This window comes from Streptomyces sp. NBC_00442, assembly GCF_036014195.1.
In the GTDB taxonomy this organism is placed as follows: domain Bacteria; phylum Actinomycetota; class Actinomycetes; order Streptomycetales; family Streptomycetaceae; genus Streptomyces.
Map to the genome: position 1 here is coordinate 4,181,916 of NZ_CP107918.1, position 17,522 is coordinate 4,199,437.

Sequence of the window (17,522 nt, forward strand, 5' to 3'; positions counted from 1 at the left end):
GTGAAGGCAGGAACGGCACCGGTGGCAGGAACGGCACCGGTGGCAGGAACGGCACTGGTGGCAGGAACGGCACCGGCGGCAGGAACGGCGCCGGTGGTAGCAAACGGCACCGGTCGCAGGAACGGCGCCGGTGGTAGCAAACGGCACCGGTCGCAGGAAAGGCGCCGGTGGCAGGGAGGGTGCCGGTGGCCGGGAACGGCACCCGCGTTAATCGGCGGGCGGGCGGCGCGCCGTACCTGACACACTGGGGACATGACCACGCTCAAGGCCCGACTCAAGGACGACCTCACCACCGCCATGAAGGCGCGCGACGAACTGCGCTCGTCCACGCTGCGGCTGACGCTCACCGCCGTCACCAAGGAAGAGGTCGCCGGCACGGCCGCGCGCGAGCTCTCCGACGACGAGGTCCTCAAGGTGATCGCCAGGGAGGCGAAGAAGCGCCGCGAGGCCGCCGAGGCCTTCGACAAGGGCGGTCGCGCCGAGTCCGCCGCGCGCGAGCTGGCCGAGGGCGAGATCCTCGACGCGTACCTGCCCAAGCAGCTGTCCGACGACGAGCTCGCGGCCATCGTCGCCGCCGCCGTCGAGGAGGCCAGGGCCGCGGGCGCCGAGGGGCCGCGCGCCATGGGTGCCGTCATGAAGATCGTCAACCCGAAGGTGGCGGGTCTCGCCGACGGCGGCCGCGTCGCCGCCGCGGTGAAGCAGCGGCTCGCGGGCTGAGCACGTCCCGCGGGCTGAGCACGCCCCGCGGCTCGCGGACGCGCCTTCCGCGGTCGCGTCCCGCTCTCGTACGCACAGAAGGGCGCCCCGGGATCACTTGCCCGGGGCGCCCTTTGCTGCGCCTGTCGGCAAGCGCGGCCGGTGCCTACCGCGGCCTGCCTACCGCGGCCTGCCTACTGAGGCCAGGCTCCCGTGTCGCCGCCGATCATTCCCGGCGGGAGGGAGATGCCGCCGTTCGGCGGCTGGCCGCCGTGGCCGGCGGGAGGCTTGTTGTCGCCGCCCGGCTTCGGCTTGTGCTTGCCCTTGTTCTTGTTCTTGCCCGGGTTTCCGTTGCCGCCCGTGCCCCCGTTGTCGTTGCCGTTGTCGGCGGGGGCGCCGGCCGACGCGTCGTCCTGCTTGCCGCTGGCGGGGATGTTGACGGTGGTGAACGGAGCCGAACTCTGGCCCTGCAGCGCGCCGGTCATGGCGTCGCGCCAGATGGGTCCGGGGACCTGCCCGCCGTACACCTGCTCCTGGAACTGCCCGCCGATCGTGATGTTGTTCATCTCGACGCGCTGGGACGGGCTGCCGACCCAGACCGCGGCCGACAGGTTCGAGGTGTAGCCGACGAACCAGGCGTTCTTGCGGGCGTCGGTGGTACCGGTCTTGCCCGCGTTGTCCCGGTCCTTGAGTCCGGCTTCCTTACCGGTACCGGAGTCGATCACGCCGCGCAGCAGCGAGCTGATGGTGTTCGCGGTGTTCTCCGACATCGCCCTGCTGCAGGACGACTTGGGCACCGGCAGCGACTTGCCGTCCGCCCGCTTGATGGACTCCAGGGCGATCGGCGTGCAGTACGTGCCGTGGTTGGCGAAGGCCGCGTACGCCGTCGCCATGGTCAGGGGCGAGATGCCCTTGGCGCCGAGGGCGATGGCGGGCGATTCGGGAAGCTTCTCGCCGCTGCCCTGCACCACACCCAGCTTGTCGGCCATCTTCATCACCGGGCACAGGCCGATGTCCTGCACCATCTGGATGAAGTACGTGTTGACCGACTTGGCCATCGCCTCATTGAGCGCGTACGGACCGACCTCGTCCTCGCTCTCGTTCGGCACCCGCTCGTGGTTGAGGTTGACGTACGGCTTGCCGCACGTCTGCACCGACGGGTAGTCCATCTCGTTCGGCGAGGAGTAGACCTGCGTCGGCGGGCGGCCCTGCTCAATGGCGGCGGCCGCCACGAACGGCTTGAACGTCGAACCCGTCGGGAAGCCGTAGTTGGAGCCGGCCATCTGCCGGTTCACCGAGAAGTTGATCTGGGTCTCGTTGTCCCCGAAGCCGTACGGCTTCGACTGACCCATCGCCAGGATCTTGCCGCTGCCCGGCTGGACCATGGTCACCGCGGTGGCGACCGAGTCCTTCTGGTAGACGTGCTCCTTGATCGAGGCCTGCGCGGCCTTCTGGCTCTGCGGGTCGAGCGTCGTCTGGACGGTGAGCCCGCCCTGGTTCCAGAGCTTGGCCCGCTCCTCCTTCGTCTTGCCGAAGACGGGGTCGGAGAGGAACACCTCGCGCACGTAGTCGCAGAAGAACCCGGCGCCGTCGACGGCCGTGATGCAGCCGTTCTTCGGCTTGCTCACCTGCAGCGTGATCGGGGCTTCCTTGGCCTTGTCGGCCTCGCCCTGCGAGATGTCCTTCATGTCGGCCATCCGCTGGAGCACCGTGTTGCGGCGCTTCTTCGCTTCCTGCGCGTCGTTGACGGGGTCGTACCGCGTCGGCGACTGCACGATGCCGGCGAGCATCGCCGACTCGTCGAGCGTGAGGTCCTTGGCCGGCTTGGAGAAGTACCGCTTGGCCGCGGCCTCGATGCCGTATGCCTGCTGCCCGAAGAACGTGATGTTGAGGTAGTTCTCCAGGATCTTCTTCTTGCCGAGTTCCTCCTCGACCTGGATCGCGTACTTCAGCTCCTTGACCTTGCGGCCGATCGTCTGCTGGGTGGCCTCGGCGACCTTGTCGGGGTCGTCACCGGCCTCCTCGACGAAGACGTTCTTCACGTACTGCTGCGTGAGGGTGGACGCGCCCTGCGCGACACCGCCGCTCGTCGCGTTCTTGTTCATCGCGCGCAGGACGCCCTTGAGGTCGATCGCGCCGTGCTCGTAGAAGCGCGAGTCCTCGATGGCGACGATCGCCTTCTGCATGTACGGGGAGATGTCGGCGAGCGGCACCACGGTGCGGTCGCGCGAGTAGACCTGGGCGATCGTGCCGCCCTTGTTGTCCAGGATCGTGGTGCGCTGGCTCAGCGGCGGGGTCTTCAGATTGGCCGGGATCTCGTCGAACCCCTCGACCGTGCCCTTGGCCGCGAGCCCGAGCGCGCCGGCCGCGGGAAGGGCGATTCCCGCGAGCACCGCGCCCGCCAACACACTCACGCCGAGGAACTTGGCCGCCTGCTGGGACCCGGTCAGGCCTCCGCCCGATCGCTTCATTGCCATGGGGGGCAGCCTACGTTCTCAATCGCCGGACACGGGTGAAGGCTCTGGCCTAAGCTGCTCTCAACTGTCACAGCGGCCCGGTTGCGCCTCAGCGTCCCGGGCGTGCGCCGAAGTATGCCGAAGTGCGTGGAAGTGTTCCGCCGTCCCCCGAATCCGGCGGGAACCAGGTCAGTTGATGTCCGTCGTCGGTGCCCGATTGCGCCTCATGCGTCACTCGTCGTCCGTTGTGGCTCAGGTGATACATCCTGATATTTCGGATTCATCACGCATGTCTCCCGGTCACTCCGTTGGGTGATCTGCCGCGTACGCATAGTCCGTTCGGACCATTCAAGATTGGGCCCGACGGGGGTGTTGCGCTGCGCCTACCTTCCGTAACGTCCTCAACTGGCAGCGGTGAATATGCCGCTACCGCCGTGGGGGAGCCTCGATTCGGGAGAGGACGGCGCCGGCATGGGCTGGGTAACCGACTGGAGTGCGCAGGCAGCCTGCCGCACTACCGATCCGGACGAACTGTTTGTACAGGGTGCAGCGCAGAACAGGGCCAAGGCGGTGTGCACCGGTTGCCCGGTGCGGACCGAGTGCTTGGCCGATGCGCTCGACAATCGCGTCGAGTTCGGCGTGTGGGGCGGAATGACGGAACGGGAGCGGCGCGCCCTTCTGCGCAGGCGACCCACCGTCACCTCCTGGCACCGCCTGCTGGAGACCGCGCGCACCGAGTACGAGCGCAGCACGGGCATTCTGTCCGGGTGCGCGGAGGAGGAGTCGGCGGCGTACGACGACTACCGGCATTCCTTCGGAGAAGACGAGGCGTACGCGGCGGCGGGCTGAGGGGCTGGGTGGCGCCGCATCACCCCGCGATGCGCCGAGTGTGGCTCCGGGGGGTGCCGGGTCGCCCCGGGGAGCGCACGGAGGCCGGGGTCAGGCAACCCCGGCCGGAGATCCGCCGGCCGCGAGCCGGTCGCCGATGGCCCGCAGCCCCGCCAGGTCGTGCACGTCACCGGGCAGGGCGGCCACTTCGGTCACCGCCACTTCGGGATGGAGCGCGGTGAAGCGGTCGCGCGTCCGCCGTTCCCGCGCGATCACCTGCATCCGCTCGGCATGCAGCCTCAACAGGGCGGCGGTCAGCCGGTCGACGGAGCCGTCCACGGAACTCTGTACCGAGCCATCCGCGGGGTCAACGGCCATGGAACGTGCGGGAGTTGCGCCGTCTTCCGGGTCTTCGTCTTCCGGGTCTTCTCGGTGTCCGTGGGTGTCGTACGCCAAGCGGTCCTGGGAATGGTCCTGTGACGCGCCGGCGTCGGGAGAGGAATCGCCGGGGTCACGATTCCCAGCCTTCCCGGCCTCCTGATCCACAATGCGACGGTCGTCAAGATTTTCTACTCGGCCCTCTGTGGCGTCCTGTTCCGCGAGGTGCTCGGCCCCGGAGAGGGCGCGCTCGGCCGAGAGCCGGGCGGCCGCGCTGCCGTGGACGCGGTTGAGGACGAGCCCCGCCAGCGGCATGTCGTCGGCGGCCAGGCGCTCCACGAAGTACGCCGCCTCGCGCAGCGCGTCACGTTCGGGCGCGGCCACGACCAGGAAGGCGGTGCCCGGCGCCTGGAGGAGGCGGTAGGTGGCGTCCGCCCGCGTTCTGAACCCGCCGAACATCGTGTCCATGGCGGCCACGAAGGTCTGTACGTCGTGCAGGAAGGGCCCGCCGAGCAGCTTGCCGAGCGTGCCCGTCATCATCGACATGCCGACGTTGAGGAACTTCATCCCGGCCCGGCCGCCCATCTTCGCGGGGGCCATGAGCAGCTTGATGAACGTGCCGTCGAGGAACGAGCCGAGCCGCTTCGGCGCGTCCAGGAAGTCGAGCGCCGAGCGCGACGGCGGGGTGTCGACCACGATGAGGTCCCACTCGTCCCGCGCCCGCAGCTGGCCCAGCTTCTCCATCGCCATGTACTCCTGCGTGCCCGCGAAGCCGGCCGACAGGGACTGGTAGAACGGATTGGTCAGGATCGCCTTGGCGCGGGCGGGATCCGCGTGCGCCTCGACGATCTCGTCGAAGGTCCGCTTCATGTCGAGCATCATGGCGTGCAGCTCGCCCTCGCCCTGGACGTCCTTGACCCGGCGCGGGGTGTTGTCCAGCGAGTCGATGCCCATGGACTGGGCGAGCCTGCGGGCCGGGTCGATGGTGAGCACGACGACCTTGCGTCCCCGCTCGGCGGCCCGAACTCCCAGGGCCGCGGCGGTGGTCGTCTTGCCCACTCCGCCCGATCCGCAGCACACGATGATGCGGGTGCCGGGATCGTCCAGCAGAGGATCGATCGCCAGCGGCTCGACCGCGTCCAACGTCACTCACCCACCCCGAGTTCGCGCAGTTCGGTGGCCAGGCGGTAGAGCCCGGCCAGGTCCATGCCCCCGCCGATCAGGGGAAGTTCATACGTCGGCAGTCCCAACTCGCCCAGTACCGAACGCTGTTCACGCTCCAGTTCCACCCGCTCCGCGTGCTCGGCGGCCTGTTCGAGCAGCGGCGACACCAGCTTCGCCGAACCGGTCACCCCGGCGCGCGTCAGCGCCTTGGCGACCTCCTTGCGCCGGTCTCCGGTGACCCCGCGCACGGCTGCCTCGTCCAGGATGTGCGGCCGCACCATGTTCACGATGACGTTGCCCGTCGGCAGCTCGGCGGCGCGCAGCTCACCTATCCCGTCGACGGTCTCCTGCACCGGCATCTCCTCCAGCAGGGTCACCAAGTGCACGGCGGTCTCGGGCGACTTGAGCACCCGCATGACCGCCTGCGCCTGATTGTGTATCGGCCCGATCTTCGCGAGGCCGGCCACCTCGTCGTTCACGTTCAGGAAGCGCGTGATGCGACCGGTGGGCGGCGCGTCCATGACGACGTAGTCGTACGCGTACCCGCCCTGCTTGTTCTTACGGCGCACCGCCTCGCACGCCTTGCCGGTCAGGAGCACGTCCCGCACCCCGGGCGCGATGGTGGTGGCGAAGTCGATCGCGCCGAGCTTCTTCAGCGCCCGGCCGGCGCCGCCCAGTTTGTAGAACATCTGGAGGTAGTCGAGGAGCGCCCGTTCCGCGTCGATGGCCAGGGCGTACACCTCCCCGCCGCCCGGCGCGACGGCGATCTTGCGCTCCTCGTACGGAAAGGCTTCCGTCTCGAAGAGCTGCGCGATGCCCTGTCTGCCCTCGACCTCGACGAGGAGCGTGCGCCTGCCCTCCGTCGCGAGGGCGAGCGCGAGTGCTGCGGCGACCGTGGTCTTGCCGGTACCGCCCTTGCCGCTGACGACCTGGAGCCTGCTCACACCTTCGAGCCTAACCAGTCCGCCCGCGGTGTACGCATGTGGTCCGCGTAACGCGGCCCCGGCGGTGCGGCCGCCTCCGCGGACGGGCCGGGCGGGCCGCTCGCGCACGGCTCCCGCACGAGGGGGTGGCGGTCAGCGGCTACAGTCGGGCCCATGACCAAGTGGGAATACGCGACCGTGCCCCTTCTCGTGCACGCGACCAAGCAGATTCTGGACACCTGGGGCGAGGACGGCTGGGAGCTGGTCCAGGTCGTTCCCGGGCCGAACAACCCCGAGCAGCTCGTGGCCTACCTGAAGCGGGCGAAGGCATGAGCGGCGCCGTCGAGGCCAAGCTGGCCGAGCTCGGCCTGACCCTTCCGTCGGTCGTTCCGCCGCTCGCCGCGTACCAGCCCGCCGTGCGGTCCGGGGTGTACGTGTACACCGCGGGCCAGCTGCCCATGGTGGAGGGCAAGCTGCCCGTCACCGGCAAGGTCGGTGGCGAGGTCACCGCGGAGGAGGCCAAGGAACTGGCCGCCACCTGCGCCCTCAACGCGCTCGCCGCGGTCAAGTCCGTGGTGGGTGACCTGGACCGCATCGCGCGCGTCGTGAAGGTCGTCGGCTTCGTGGCGTCCGCCCCCGACTTCACCGGCCAGCCCGGTGTCATCAACGGCGCCAGCGAACTCCTCGGTGCCGTCCTCGGCGACAAGGGCGTCCACGCCCGCAGCGCGGTGGGCGTGGCGGTGCTGCCGCTGGACGCGCCGGTCGAGATCGAGATCCAGGTGGAACTCGTCGCGGGCTGAGCGCGAGTTCCGTCCGGACGTGCGGCGTGGGCCGGCCTCAAGGGGCCGGCCTTCGTCGTGCGCGGCGCGGGCAGGCTGGTGGTGAGACGGGCATGCCGGGGGCGGGGCGGGGCGGTGTGTGTCGGAGGGATGTCACGTACACGCACCCCCTCGAACATCCGCACGCCACCCCGTAGCATCCGCCCATGCCCAATGGTCAGTGGTACCCGCCGGAGTGGCCGGACCGCATCCGTGCCCTAGCCGCAGGCGAGCTCACCGCGGTGGAGCCGCGGCGGGCCGCGACCGTGATGCTGCTCCGGGACGGCGCGGCCGAGACGTCCACGGGCTCGGCCGCCCCCGAATCCGCCCCAGGCACCGGGTCCTGCGCTGCCCCCGGCTCCACGGCCGGCCCCGGCCCCTCCGTCCACATGCTGCGCAGGCGTGCCTCCATGGCCTTCGCGGGCGGCGCCTACGCCTACCCCGGCGGCGGCGTGGACCCGCGTGACGCCGAGGACGCACAGCTGCGCTGGGCCGGCCCGTCCCGCGACACGTGGGCCGCACGGCTCGGCACGGACCCCGCGTCCGCCCAGGCCATCGTCTGTGCCGCGGTCCGCGAGACGTACGAGGAGGCGGGCGTCCTGCTCGCCGGCCCCGACGCCACCACCGTCGTCGGCGACACCACCGGCGACGACTGGGAGGCCGACCGCCGGGCGCTGGTCACCCGGGACCTCAGCTTCGCCGAGTTCCTCGACCGGCGCGGCCTTGTGCTCCGCTCCGACCTGCTGGGCGCCTGGGCACGCTGGATCACGCCCGAGTTCGAGCCCCGGCGGTACGACACCTGGTTCTTCGTCGCCGTGCTGCCCGAGGGCCAGGTCACCCGCAACGCCTCGACCGAGGCCGACCGGACCGTCTGGATCCGCCCCGCCGAAGCCGCCGCGGGCTACGACAAGGGCGAGCTCCTGATGATGCCGCCGACCATCTCCACCCTGCGCGGCCTCCTCCCGTACGCCACCGCCGCCGAGGCCCTCGCGGCCGCGGCCGGACGCGATCTGACCCCCGTGCTCGCCCAGGCCCGCCTGACCGGCACCGGTGAACTCGTCCTGAGCTGGCCGGGCCACGACGAGTTCACGAAACACATCCCTGCGGAAGGGCGGCCCTGATGCCCACACATCCCGGCGGGAGGAAGGCCCTGATGCCCCGCAGGTGTGCGCCGTCCCGCACCTGTGCGCCGACCGGTCCGCCGACGGGCGCCGCCCGCAACGGCCGGACCTGTGCGCCGACCGGACCGGGGCGCGGCTTCGTCCGGAACGTCCACATGCTGGGCGACGGCGTGAGACGTGCTCGCCGTTCCCTGCCCGCCTCGGCGAGGCTTGCCCAAGTGGCCGCAGACCCGCTGATCCCGCCGCTCCACGGAGGTGCCGTATGAGTGACGCCGCCGCCCTTCCCGGGCAGCCGCGCGGCGGAGTCCTCTCGGGCCCCGCCACCGACCGGGCGATCAACGTCCTCGCGCCCAACGCCTCCGCGATGACCCTGGACGGCACCAACACCTGGATCGTCGCCGAGCCGGACTCCGATCTGGCCGTCGTCATCGACCCCGGGCCCCTCGACGACGGCCACCTCGGCCATGTCGTCGCGATGGCCGAGAAGGCCGGCAAGCGCGTGGCGCTCACCCTGCTCACCCACGGCCACCCCGACCACGCCGAGGGCGCGGCGCGCTTCGCGGAGCTGACCCGTACCCCTGTGCGCGCCCTGGACCCGGCCCTGCGCCTGGGGGACGAGGGCCTCGCGGCCGGCGATGTCATCACCACCGGCGGCCTGGAGCTGCGGGTCGTGCCCACCCCGGGCCACACGGCGGACTCGCTCTGCTTCCATCTGCCCGCCGACCGGGCCGTCCTGACGGGTGACACGGTCCTGGGACGCGGCACGACCGTCGTCGCCCACCCCGACGGGCGCCTCGGCGACTATCTGGACTCCCTTCGCAGGCTGCGCTCGCTGACCGTCGACGACGGCGTGCACACGGTGTTGCCGGGGCACGGTCCGGTGCTCGACGACGCCCAGGGCGCCGTCGAGTTCTACCTGGCCCACCGCGCCCACCGGCTGGCCCAGGTGGAGACGGCGGTGGAGAACGGTCACCTCACGACGGCCGAGGTGGTGGCCCTGGTCTACGCGGACGTCGACCGCTCCCTGTGGCCGGCCGCCGAGCTCTCGGTGCGCGCGCAGCTGGAGTATCTGCGCGAGCACGGGCTGATCTGACGGGCTGTGCGCGCACCGGGAGCCCTGCGGCGCACAGCCCCGCGAGATCCGCTTCAGGACTGCTTGCGCTTGAACTTGCTTGTGGGGAGCGGGACTTCGGGTCCGTCCGTCAGGTGGGCACGCCTGTGACATCAGGGTGAGGACTGTCGTCCGCCCACGCCAATGGGCCCGCCTCCTGGGAGGCGGGCCCATTCACGTACGGCGCGGAAGGGCCGGGGTCAGCGCGACCGCTTCGCCAGGCGCTCCACGTCCAGCAGGATGACCGCGCGCGCTTCCAGGCGCAGCCAGCCGCGCTGGGCGAAGTCGGCGAGCGCCTTGTTGACCGTCTCGCGGGACGCGCCGACCAACTGGGCCAGCTCTTCCTGCGTGAGGTCGTGCACGACGTGGATGCCCTCTTCGGACTGCACGCCGAAGCGGCGCGACAGGTCGAGGAGCGCGCGGGCCACGCGGCCCGGCACGTCGGAGAAGACCAGGTCGGACATCTGGTCGTTGGTCTTGCGCAGGCGGCGGGCGACGGCGCGCAGCAGGGCCGTGGCCACCTCCGGGCGGGCGTTCAGCCAGGGCTGAAGGTCGCCGTGGCCCAGGCCGAGCAGCTTGACCTCGGTCAGCGCGCTCGCGGTGGCGGTGCGCGGGCCCGGGTCGAACAGCGACAGCTCGCCGATGAGCTCGCCGGGGCCGAGGACCGCCAGCATGTTCTCCCGGCCGTCGGGCGAGGTGCGGTGCAGCTTCACCTTGCCCTCGGTGACCACGTAAAGGCGGTCACCCGGGTCGCCCTCGTGGAAGAGCGCGTCGCCGCGGGCGAGCGTCACCTCACTCATCGAGGCGCGCAGCTCCGCGGCCTGCTCGTCATCGAGCGCCGCGAAGAGCGGGGCGCGCCGCAGAACGTCGTCCACGAATCTCTCCTTGTGACCGGTTTCAGGGGATCCAGCTCCCCATTTTGCCGGACGGTATAAACAGTGCGATCAATCACAGGATGACGTACCGGAGTGCCGGACCGTGAGTCAGGGGGCCGATTGGGGCGCTGATTCGCCGTGCTCGGGGCGGATGTCGGTGCCGGGCTCTAGGCTGGCCGGGTGTCCAATTCGCCGGTGGGAGCGCAGGCCAGGGGGGCTGAAGGAGTGTCCGCGGAGAACGATTCAGCTGTGGGCGAACAGTCCGCGTCCACGGCGAAAGGTGCCGCGAAGAGGGCAGTGCGGGGGCCCACGAGTGGCTCCGCGAGCGGCCCCGCGGCGGGGCGGCCGGACGCGTTGCCGGAGCCGGCGGGGCGAGCTCCACGGCGAGCTCCGTGACGCCTGCGGCGAGGTCCGCAGCCAGGTCGACGGTGACGCCCGGGGCGACGTCCACGGTGGCGGCCGGGGCGACGCCCGCGGCACCTGCGCGAGGGCGCGCCCGCAACGACTCATCCACAGTCGGTGAAGGAAGCAAGGACAACACTGTGCGCAAGTCTCAGAGCACGTCCGAGGGCGAAGCAGCCCCCGAGGCCAACACCGCGGCGCGGGCCGGCACCGGGGCCGCCGCCCCGGGCACGCCCGAGCGCCGGGCCGCCGCCAAGGGCTCGGGTGGGCCCAAGGGCTCGGCCGCCGCCGAGCGCTCGGCCGCCCCCAAGCGCTCGGCCGCCCCCAAGCGCTCGGCCGCCCCCAAGAAAGAGCCAGCTAAGAAGGCCGCGGGCGCCTCCAAGCGCGCGGCCGGCTCCAAGACCCCGGCTGCCTCCAGGACCCCGGCCGTCCCCAAGCGTGCGGCCGCCTCAAAGGCGGCGCCCGCCTCCACGTCCTCAGCCGCCTCCAAGACCGCGGCCGCCCCCAAGCAGGTCCCCGCCTCCCCTGCCAAGTCGGGGGCCGGGCGGGGTGTTGGGGGTGGGGGCGAGTCCCGTACCGCGATGGTGCGCCGGGCCCGCCGGATCAATCGCGAGCTCGCCGAGGTCTATCCGTACGCCCACCCTGAGCTGGACTTCCGCAACCCGTACGAACTGCTCCTGGCCACCGTCCTGTCCGCGCAGACCACCGACCTCCGGGTCAACCAGACGACACCGGGGCTGTTCGCCGCGTACCCGACCCCCGAGGACCTCGCCGCGGCCAACCCCGAGGAGGTCGAGGCGCTCATCAGGCCGACCGGGTTCTTCCGGGCCAAGGCCAAGTCGATCATGGGGATCGCCGTCGCCCTCAGGGACGAGTTCGGCGGTGAGGTGCCGGGGCGCCTGGAGGACCTGGTCAAGCTGCCCGGCGTCGGACGCAAGACCGCGAATGTCGTCCTCGGCAATGCTTTCGGGGTGCCGGGCATCACCGTGGACACCCACTTCGGCAGGCTCGTTCGCCGCTTCAAGTGGACCGAGCAGGAAGACCCGGTGAAGGTCGAGGCGGAGATCTGCGCGATCTTCCCCAAGAGCGACTGGACGATGCTCTCGCACCGCGTCGTCTTCCACGGCCGCCGCATCTGCCACTCCCGCAAGCCCGCCTGCGGTGCCTGTCCGATCGCGCCGCTCTGCCCGTCCTACGGGGAGGGCGAGACGGATCCGGAGAAGGCGGCCAAGCTCCTGAAGTACGAGAAGGGCGGCTTCCCCGGCCAGCGGCTCAGCCCGCCGCCGGACTACCCGGGCCTCCCGGCGCCGCCGCTCGCAGGCGCCTGACGTCACCCGTAAGACGGACGCCGGGGCCGGCCGGAACGAATGCGACCGTGACAGGCGTTGTGGACGATGAACGACGGGGGTGCAGATGACGCACACGAGCAAGACGTACGACGGTGATCTGAGCGGCATCGGCGGGCCGGGCCGCACCGGCGGCCCACCCGCCCTCACCGTGACCAGCGACGGCCTGCCCGGCTGGCTGCGGCCCGTCGCGCGGGCGGCCGAAGGCGTGCGGCCCGAGCAGATGAGCCGGTTCCTGCCGCCGGAGAGCGGCGACGGACGGCAGTCCGCCGTGCTCGTGCTCTTCGGTGACGGGCCGCGCGGCCCCGAGCTGCTCCTCATGGAGCGGGCGAGCCAGCTGCGGTCGCACGGCGGCCAGCCGTCCTTCCCCGGCGGCTCCCTCGACCCCGAGGACGGCGACCCGGCCACCACCGGCCCGCTGCGGGCCGCGCTGCGCGAGGCCGAGGAGGAGACCGGGCTCGACCCCGCCGGCGTCCAGCTCTTCGGCGTGCTGCCCCGGCTCTACATCCCGGTGAGCGGCTTCGTCGTGACGCCGGTGCTCGGCTGGTGGCGCGAGCCCACGCCGGTGCGGGCCGTCGACAGCGGCGAGACGGCCCGGGTCTTCACGGTGCCCGTGGCGGATCTCACGGACCCGGCCAACCGCGCCACCGCCGTCCACCCGAAGGGACACGCAGGCCCGGCATTCCTGGTCGAATCGGCGCTGGTGTGGGGGTTCACCGCGGGTGTGATCGACCGGATCGTGCACTTCGCGGGCTGGGAGCGCCCGTGGGACCGGGCCAAGCGGGTGCCGCTCGACTGGCACGCGTGACAGGCTGGGGCCCGTGAACGTGCTGGACATCCTGTTGCTGGTCGCCGCCGTATGGTTCGCGATCGTCGGCTACCGCCAGGGCTTCGTCGTCGGCATCCTGTCGGTGATCGGGTTCCTCGGCGGTGGTCTCATCGCCGTGTACCTGCTCCCGCTCATCTGGAACCAGCTGACCGACGAGTCCCAGGTCTCGACGACGGCTGCCATCGTCGCGGTCGTCATCGTGATCGTCTGCGCCTCTGTGGGCCAGGCCTTCACCACCCACCTCGGCAACAAGCTGCGCCGGTACATCACCTGGTCGCCCGCGCGCGCCCTGGACGCGACCGGCGGCGCCCTCGTCAACGTCGTGGCCATGCTGCTCGTGGCATGGCTGATCGGCCTGCTGCTCGCCGGGGCCGCCCTGCCGACGCTGGGCAAGCAGGTCCGCAACTCCAAGATCCTGCTCGGCGTGTCGGACGTGATGCCCCAACAGGCGTCGACCTGGTTCAGCGACTTCTCCTCGGTCCTCGCGCAGAACGGCTTCCCGCAGGTCTTCACGCCGTTCTCGAACGAGTCGATCACCGAGGTCCAGGCGCCCGATCCGAAGCTCGCGGGCAGCCCGGTCGCGGCCGCCGCCAAGAAGTCGATCGTCAAGGTCGTCGGCATGGCGCCGAGTTGCGGCAAGCGTCTGGAAGGCACCGGCTTCGTCTTCGCCGACCGCCGCGTCATGACCAACGCGCACGTGGTGGGCGGCGTGGACGAGCCGACCATCCAGGTGGGCGGCCAGGGGCGTACGTACGACGCGAAGGTCGTGCTCTACGACTGGCGCCGCGACATCGCGGTCCTCGACGTGCCGGATCTGAAGGCGCCCGCGCTCCAGTTCACCTCCACCGATGCCCACACCGGCAACGGCGCGATCGTGGCCGGCTTCCCCGAGGACCACCCCTACGACGTCCGCTCCGCCCGGATCCGCGGCCGCATCAGCGCCAAGGGGCCGGACATCTACCGCCGCGGCACGGTGCGCCGCGACGTGTACTCGCTGTTCACCACGGTCCGGCCGGGCAACTCCGGCGGCCCGCTGCTGACCCCCGACGGCAAGGTCTACGGCGTGGTCTTCGCCAAGTCGCTCGACGACCCGGACACTGGGTACGCGCTGACCGCCGACGAGGTCAAGGCCGACGCCCAGCAGGGCCGCACGGCCAACCAGCAGGTGGACAGCGAACAGTGCGCCCTGTGACCCCCCGACGGGCCATGCTCCCCGACGGGTGACGACCCCCGACGGGTGACGACCCCCGACAGGCCATGGCCTCCGACAGGCCATGGCTCCGACGGGCCGTGACCCCCTGACGAAAAGGCTGCGATGCGACTGACGATCCTCGGCGGCGGCGGCTTCCGGGTCCCGCTCGTGTACGGCGCACTGCTGCGCGACCACGCGCCCGGCCGTGTCACCGAGGTGGTCCTCCACGACCTGGACGCGGCCCGGCTGCACGCCATCGGCCGCGTCCTCGCCGACCGGGCGTACGGGATCGAGGACGCCCCGGCCGTCCGCACCACCACCGACCTCGACGAGGCGTTGCGCGGCGCGGACTTCGTGTTCTCCGCGATCCGCGTCGGCGGTCTCGAAGGCCGGGCCGCCGACGAGCGCATCGCGCTCGCGGAGGGCGTTCTCGGCCAGGAGACGGTCGGGGCGGGCGGCATCGCCTACGGGCTGCGCACCGTGCCGGTCGCCGTCGAGATCGCCCGGCGGGTCAAGGCGCTCGCCCCCGACGCCTGGGTCATCAACTTCACCAATCCGGCCGGCCTGGTGACCGAGGCGATGGCCGAGCACCTCGGCGACCGTGTCATCGGCATCTGCGACTCGCCGGTGGGCCTGGCGCGCCGGGTCGCCGTCGCGGTGGGCGCCGACCCCGACCGGGTCCGCCTCGACTACGCCGGCCTCAATCACCTGGGCTGGCTGCACGGCCTGTACGAGGGCGAGAAGAACGTCCTGCCGCGCCTGTTCGAGCGGGGCGACGAGCTGCTGACCTCCTTCGAGGAGGGCAAGCTGTTCGGAGCCGACTGGCTGCGCTCGCTCGGTTCGGTGCCCAACGAGTACTTGCACTACTACTACTTCAACCGTGAGGCGGTGGCCGCCTACCGGCAGGCCGAGCTGACCCGCGGCGCCTTCCTCAAGGACCAGCAGGCACGTTTCTACGCCACCGCCGAGACGGTGCCCGACGCCTCGGTGTGGGCGGCCTGGGACCGTACGCGGGCCGAGCGCGAGGCCACGTACATGTCCGCGAACCGTGACGTGTCGGGGGCCGGCGACCGGCATGCCGACGACATGGAGTCCGGCGGGTACGAGAAGGTGGCGCTGGCCCTGATGCGGGCCATCGCGCGCGACGAGGCGGCCACGCTCGTCCTGAACGTGCGCAACGGCGACGCGCTGCGCGTGCTCGACGAGCGGGCCGTCATCGAGATTCCGTGCCTCGTCGACGCGGAGGGCCCGCACCCGCTGCCCGTCTCCCAGCTGACGGGCCATGAGGCGGGCCTGGTCGGCTCGGTGAAGGCGGTCGAGCGGTGCGTTCTGGAGGCGGCACGGAGCGGGTCGGCGCGGGCGGCGGTCAAGGCGTTCGCCCTGCATCCGCTGGTCGACTCCGTCCACGTGGCCCGAAGGCTCCTGGACGGCTACCGCAGCGCCCACCCCGGACTCGGGTACCTCAGGACCGACTAGGCCGCCATGGGACCGGCCGGGCCGTCACGTGCGGCCCGGGTCCGCTTCGGCCGTGGCCCGTTCCGCCTCGGGCCTGCGTGGGCCCGGGTGCGCTTCGCCCTGGGTCCGCTTCGGCCTAGGTCCGCGCATGTCGCAGCCGGGCCGAGACCCAGCGGGCCCGGCGGCGCAGGATGCGCGGAATGCCCACCTCCCGGGAGTCGGGGGAGGGGAGTTTCAGCCCCCGCCCCTGCGGGCCGCCCCTCTCGTACGAGACCGGCCCTGCGGCCGTTCGGCGGTTGCGTGCTGCGTCACCGTAGTCGTGCGTCCAGCCCATACCCCGACGTGTGCCCGGGGCCCAAGGTCGGTAACCGCCTCGGAGGGGCCCAATTGGCTTATGCGCCAGGCAATTGGCTGTTCGTAGGACAAGCGTTCCAGTGGCCGGCGGAACTCAGCGGTCCGGTTCCGGGTCCTTGAGCCAGTTGACGAGCTCGGTGGAGAACGCCGCCGGGTCCTCCTCGTGCGGGAAGTGCCCCAGACCGTCGAACAGCCGCCAGCGGTACGGGGCTTCGACGTATTCGCCCGAGCCCGCGGCGCTGCGGGTGCGCATCACCGGGTCGAGCGAGCCGTGCAGATGCAGCGTCGGCACCCGGACCGGCCGCTTCATCCGCCGGTTGAACTGGATGCCGTCGGGCCGCGCCATCGAGCGCACCATCCACCGGTACGGCTCGATCGAGCAGTGCGCCGTGGACGGGATGCACATGGCGCGCCGGTAGGTCTCCACCGCGTCGTCCTCCGGTTGGCGCGGCCCCGACCAGTCCCGTACCAGTCGGCCGACCAACGCACCGTCGTCCGCCACCAGTTGACGCTCCGGCAGCCAGGGGCGCTGGAAGCCCCAGACGTAGGAGCCGGCCGAGGTCTGCTTGTAGTCGGCGAGCATCGCCGAGCGCCAGCGGCGCGGGTGCGGCATCGACGACACCACCAGCCTGCGCACCACCTTGGGGCGCATCACCGCCGCCGTCCACGCCAGATAGCCGCCCAAGTCGTGCCCGACCAGGGCCGCGTCGGGCTCGCCCAGGGACCGTACGACGCCCGTGATGTCGAGGGCCAGGTTGGCCGGGTCGTAACCGCGCGGGGTGCGGTCGCTGCCGCCCACGCCGCGCAGGTCCATCGCGACCGCGCGGTAGCCGGCGTCGGCCAGCGCGGTCAGTTGATGGCGCCAGGTCCACCAGAACTGCGGAAAGCCGTGGAGCAGCAACACCAGTGGTCCGTCGCCGAGTTCGGCGATGTGGAAGCGCGCCCCATTGGCAGCCACGTCCCTATGGGTCCAGGGACCATCGATGCGGACAGGGCTGCCGGTGCCGCCGGGGCTTCCGGTGCCGGGCTCGGGTGCGGTCATGCAGACGAGCGTGCCACAGTGGCGCCGGTGTCCGTGACCGTCACCTCGACGGTGGCCGGGCGCGGGTGCGGCTTGACGCCCTGCATCACGGCCGCCGTCGCCTTGGCCGACGCGATGGACTTCTCCGGCGGCTTGACCTTCTTGAACTTGGTGACGGCGAGCACCCCGAGCAGCGCCGCGAGCAGCAGGAACGCGCCACCCACGATGAGGAACGACCAGGCGAGCCCGAGCCCCAGGTTGTGGATGCCGTACGCCGCCGCGAAGCTCAGCACCGGCAGCGAGAACAGCGCGAGCACACCGGCGGTACTGATGGCGATGCCACCGATCGCCCCGCGCTTGACGTCCTGCCGCAGCTCCACCTTGGCCAGCGCGATCTCGTCGTGCACCAGGGCGGACATCTCGGCGGTCGCGGAGGCGACCAGCTGGCCGAGGCTGCGCTCGGCGCTGCCGGCGTTGTGGCTGGGGTCGCTCATCGCTGACTCCCTCATCTCTTCTCGGTTACCGACGGGTCCAACGGGTCCAACAGGTCCGT

17 protein-coding genes are annotated in these 17,522 nt (G+C 71.5%); 10 read left to right on the plus strand and 7 right to left on the minus strand.

The genetic code is table 11. The annotated features are described in order from the left end of the window. Positions 1 to 252 precede the first annotated feature (252 nt). On the plus strand, positions 253 to 717 hold the full coding sequence (locus OG432_RS18795) for a GatB/YqeY domain-containing protein (protein ID WP_328312108.1): 465 nt from the start codon (positions 253 to 255) through the stop codon (positions 715 to 717). 173 nt (positions 718 to 890) lie between these two features. Here the strand turns inward: OG432_RS18795 and OG432_RS18800 are convergent, their stop codons facing one another. Beyond that, complete coding sequence (locus OG432_RS18800) at positions 891 to 3,173, minus strand: transglycosylase domain-containing protein (RefSeq protein ID WP_328312109.1); 2,283 nt, start codon at positions 3,171 to 3,173, stop codon at positions 891 to 893. 450 nt (positions 3,174 to 3,623) lie between these two features. On the opposite strand from OG432_RS18800, the gene OG432_RS18805 reads away from it, so the two are divergent. Continuing rightward, positions 3,624 to 4,001 (plus strand): WhiB family transcriptional regulator, encoded by a 378-nt coding sequence (locus OG432_RS18805; protein WP_328312111.1) that lies wholly within the window; start codon positions 3,624 to 3,626, stop codon positions 3,999 to 4,001. A gap of 90 nt (positions 4,002 to 4,091) precedes the next feature. Here the strand turns inward: OG432_RS18805 and OG432_RS18810 are convergent, their stop codons facing one another. Continuing rightward, positions 4,092 to 5,507 (minus strand): ArsA family ATPase, encoded by a 1,416-nt coding sequence (locus OG432_RS18810; protein WP_328312113.1) that lies wholly within the window; start codon positions 5,505 to 5,507, stop codon positions 4,092 to 4,094. Further along, positions 5,504 to 6,466: an ArsA family ATPase gene (locus tag OG432_RS18815; protein ID WP_328312114.1), complete on the minus strand. Its 963-nt coding sequence runs from the start codon at positions 6,464 to 6,466 to the stop codon at positions 5,504 to 5,506. Before OG432_RS18815 ends, OG432_RS18810 begins: the two co-directional genes overlap by 4 nt. A gap of 153 nt (positions 6,467 to 6,619) precedes the next feature. Here OG432_RS18815 and OG432_RS18820 point away from each other — a divergent pair, with 153 nt between their 5' ends. The 4 genes from OG432_RS18820 (at position 6,620) to OG432_RS18835 (ending at position 9,477) form a co-directional block, all read left to right on the plus strand. Continuing rightward, complete coding sequence (locus OG432_RS18820; protein WP_020129281.1) at positions 6,620 to 6,778, plus strand: DUF4177 domain-containing protein; 159 nt, start codon at positions 6,620 to 6,622, stop codon at positions 6,776 to 6,778. After that, positions 6,775 to 7,245, plus strand: coding sequence for a RidA family protein (locus OG432_RS18825; RefSeq protein WP_328312115.1), 471 nt, complete (start codon positions 6,775 to 6,777; stop codon positions 7,243 to 7,245). The genes OG432_RS18820 and OG432_RS18825 overlap by 4 nt, the downstream gene beginning before the upstream one ends. A 185-nt stretch (positions 7,246 to 7,430) precedes the next feature. After that, positions 7,431 to 8,384, plus strand: a complete 954-nt coding sequence (locus OG432_RS18830; RefSeq protein ID WP_328312116.1) for an NUDIX hydrolase — start codon at positions 7,431 to 7,433, stop codon at positions 8,382 to 8,384. Positions 8,385 to 8,646: 262 nt separating this feature from the next. Beyond that, positions 8,647 to 9,477 carry an MBL fold metallo-hydrolase gene (locus tag OG432_RS18835; protein WP_328312117.1) on the plus strand — a complete coding sequence of 277 codons (831 nt, stop codon included), beginning with the start codon at positions 8,647 to 8,649 and terminating at the stop codon, positions 9,475 to 9,477. 218 nt (positions 9,478 to 9,695) lie between these two features. On the opposite strand, the gene OG432_RS18840 is transcribed toward OG432_RS18835, so the two are convergent. Beyond that, entirely contained in the window at positions 9,696 to 10,370 is a 675-nt protein-coding gene (locus OG432_RS18840) for a Crp/Fnr family transcriptional regulator (protein ID WP_108150862.1), read from the minus strand. Positions 10,371 to 10,912: 542 nt separating this feature from the next. Between OG432_RS18840 and nth the strand changes: the two genes are divergently transcribed. The 4 genes from nth to OG432_RS18860 all read left to right on the plus strand — a co-directional run bounded on the left by nth (position 10,913) and on the right by OG432_RS18860 (position 15,615). Then, positions 10,913 to 12,100 carry an endonuclease III gene (gene nth, locus OG432_RS18845; RefSeq protein WP_328312119.1) on the plus strand — a complete coding sequence of 396 codons (1,188 nt, stop codon included), beginning with the start codon at positions 10,913 to 10,915 and terminating at the stop codon, positions 12,098 to 12,100. Between the two features lie 85 nt (positions 12,101 to 12,185). Continuing rightward, positions 12,186 to 12,926 (plus strand): NUDIX hydrolase, encoded by a 741-nt coding sequence (locus OG432_RS18850; protein WP_328312120.1) that lies wholly within the window; start codon positions 12,186 to 12,188, stop codon positions 12,924 to 12,926. A 13-nt stretch (positions 12,927 to 12,939) separates the two neighbouring features. Continuing rightward, positions 12,940 to 14,139, plus strand: a complete 1,200-nt coding sequence (locus OG432_RS18855; protein WP_328312121.1) for a MarP family serine protease — start codon at positions 12,940 to 12,942, stop codon at positions 14,137 to 14,139. A 123-nt stretch (positions 14,140 to 14,262) separates the two neighbouring features. Continuing rightward, the gene (locus OG432_RS18860; RefSeq protein WP_328312122.1) at positions 14,263 to 15,615 is read left to right on the plus strand and encodes a 6-phospho-beta-glucosidase; all 1,353 of its coding nucleotides are present in this window, start codon (positions 14,263 to 14,265) and stop codon (positions 15,613 to 15,615) included. A 115-nt stretch (positions 15,616 to 15,730) separates the two neighbouring features. Here OG432_RS18860 and OG432_RS18865 read toward each other — a convergent pair whose 3' ends face one another. From OG432_RS18865 to OG432_RS18875, 3 genes are all read right to left on the minus strand, one after another. Further along, on the minus strand, positions 15,731 to 15,928 hold the full coding sequence (locus tag OG432_RS18865) for a hypothetical protein (protein ID WP_328312123.1): 198 nt from the start codon (positions 15,926 to 15,928) through the stop codon (positions 15,731 to 15,733). Positions 15,929 to 16,042: 114 nt separating this feature from the next. Continuing rightward, on the minus strand, positions 16,043 to 16,990 hold the full coding sequence (locus tag OG432_RS18870) for an alpha/beta fold hydrolase (protein WP_328312124.1): 948 nt from the start codon (positions 16,988 to 16,990) through the stop codon (positions 16,043 to 16,045). Further along, positions 16,987 to 17,463, minus strand: coding sequence for a phage holin family protein (locus tag OG432_RS18875; RefSeq protein WP_328312125.1), 477 nt, complete (start codon positions 17,461 to 17,463; stop codon positions 16,987 to 16,989). The genes OG432_RS18870 and OG432_RS18875 overlap by 4 nt, the downstream gene beginning before the upstream one ends. Positions 17,464 to 17,522: the final 59 nt, after the last annotated feature.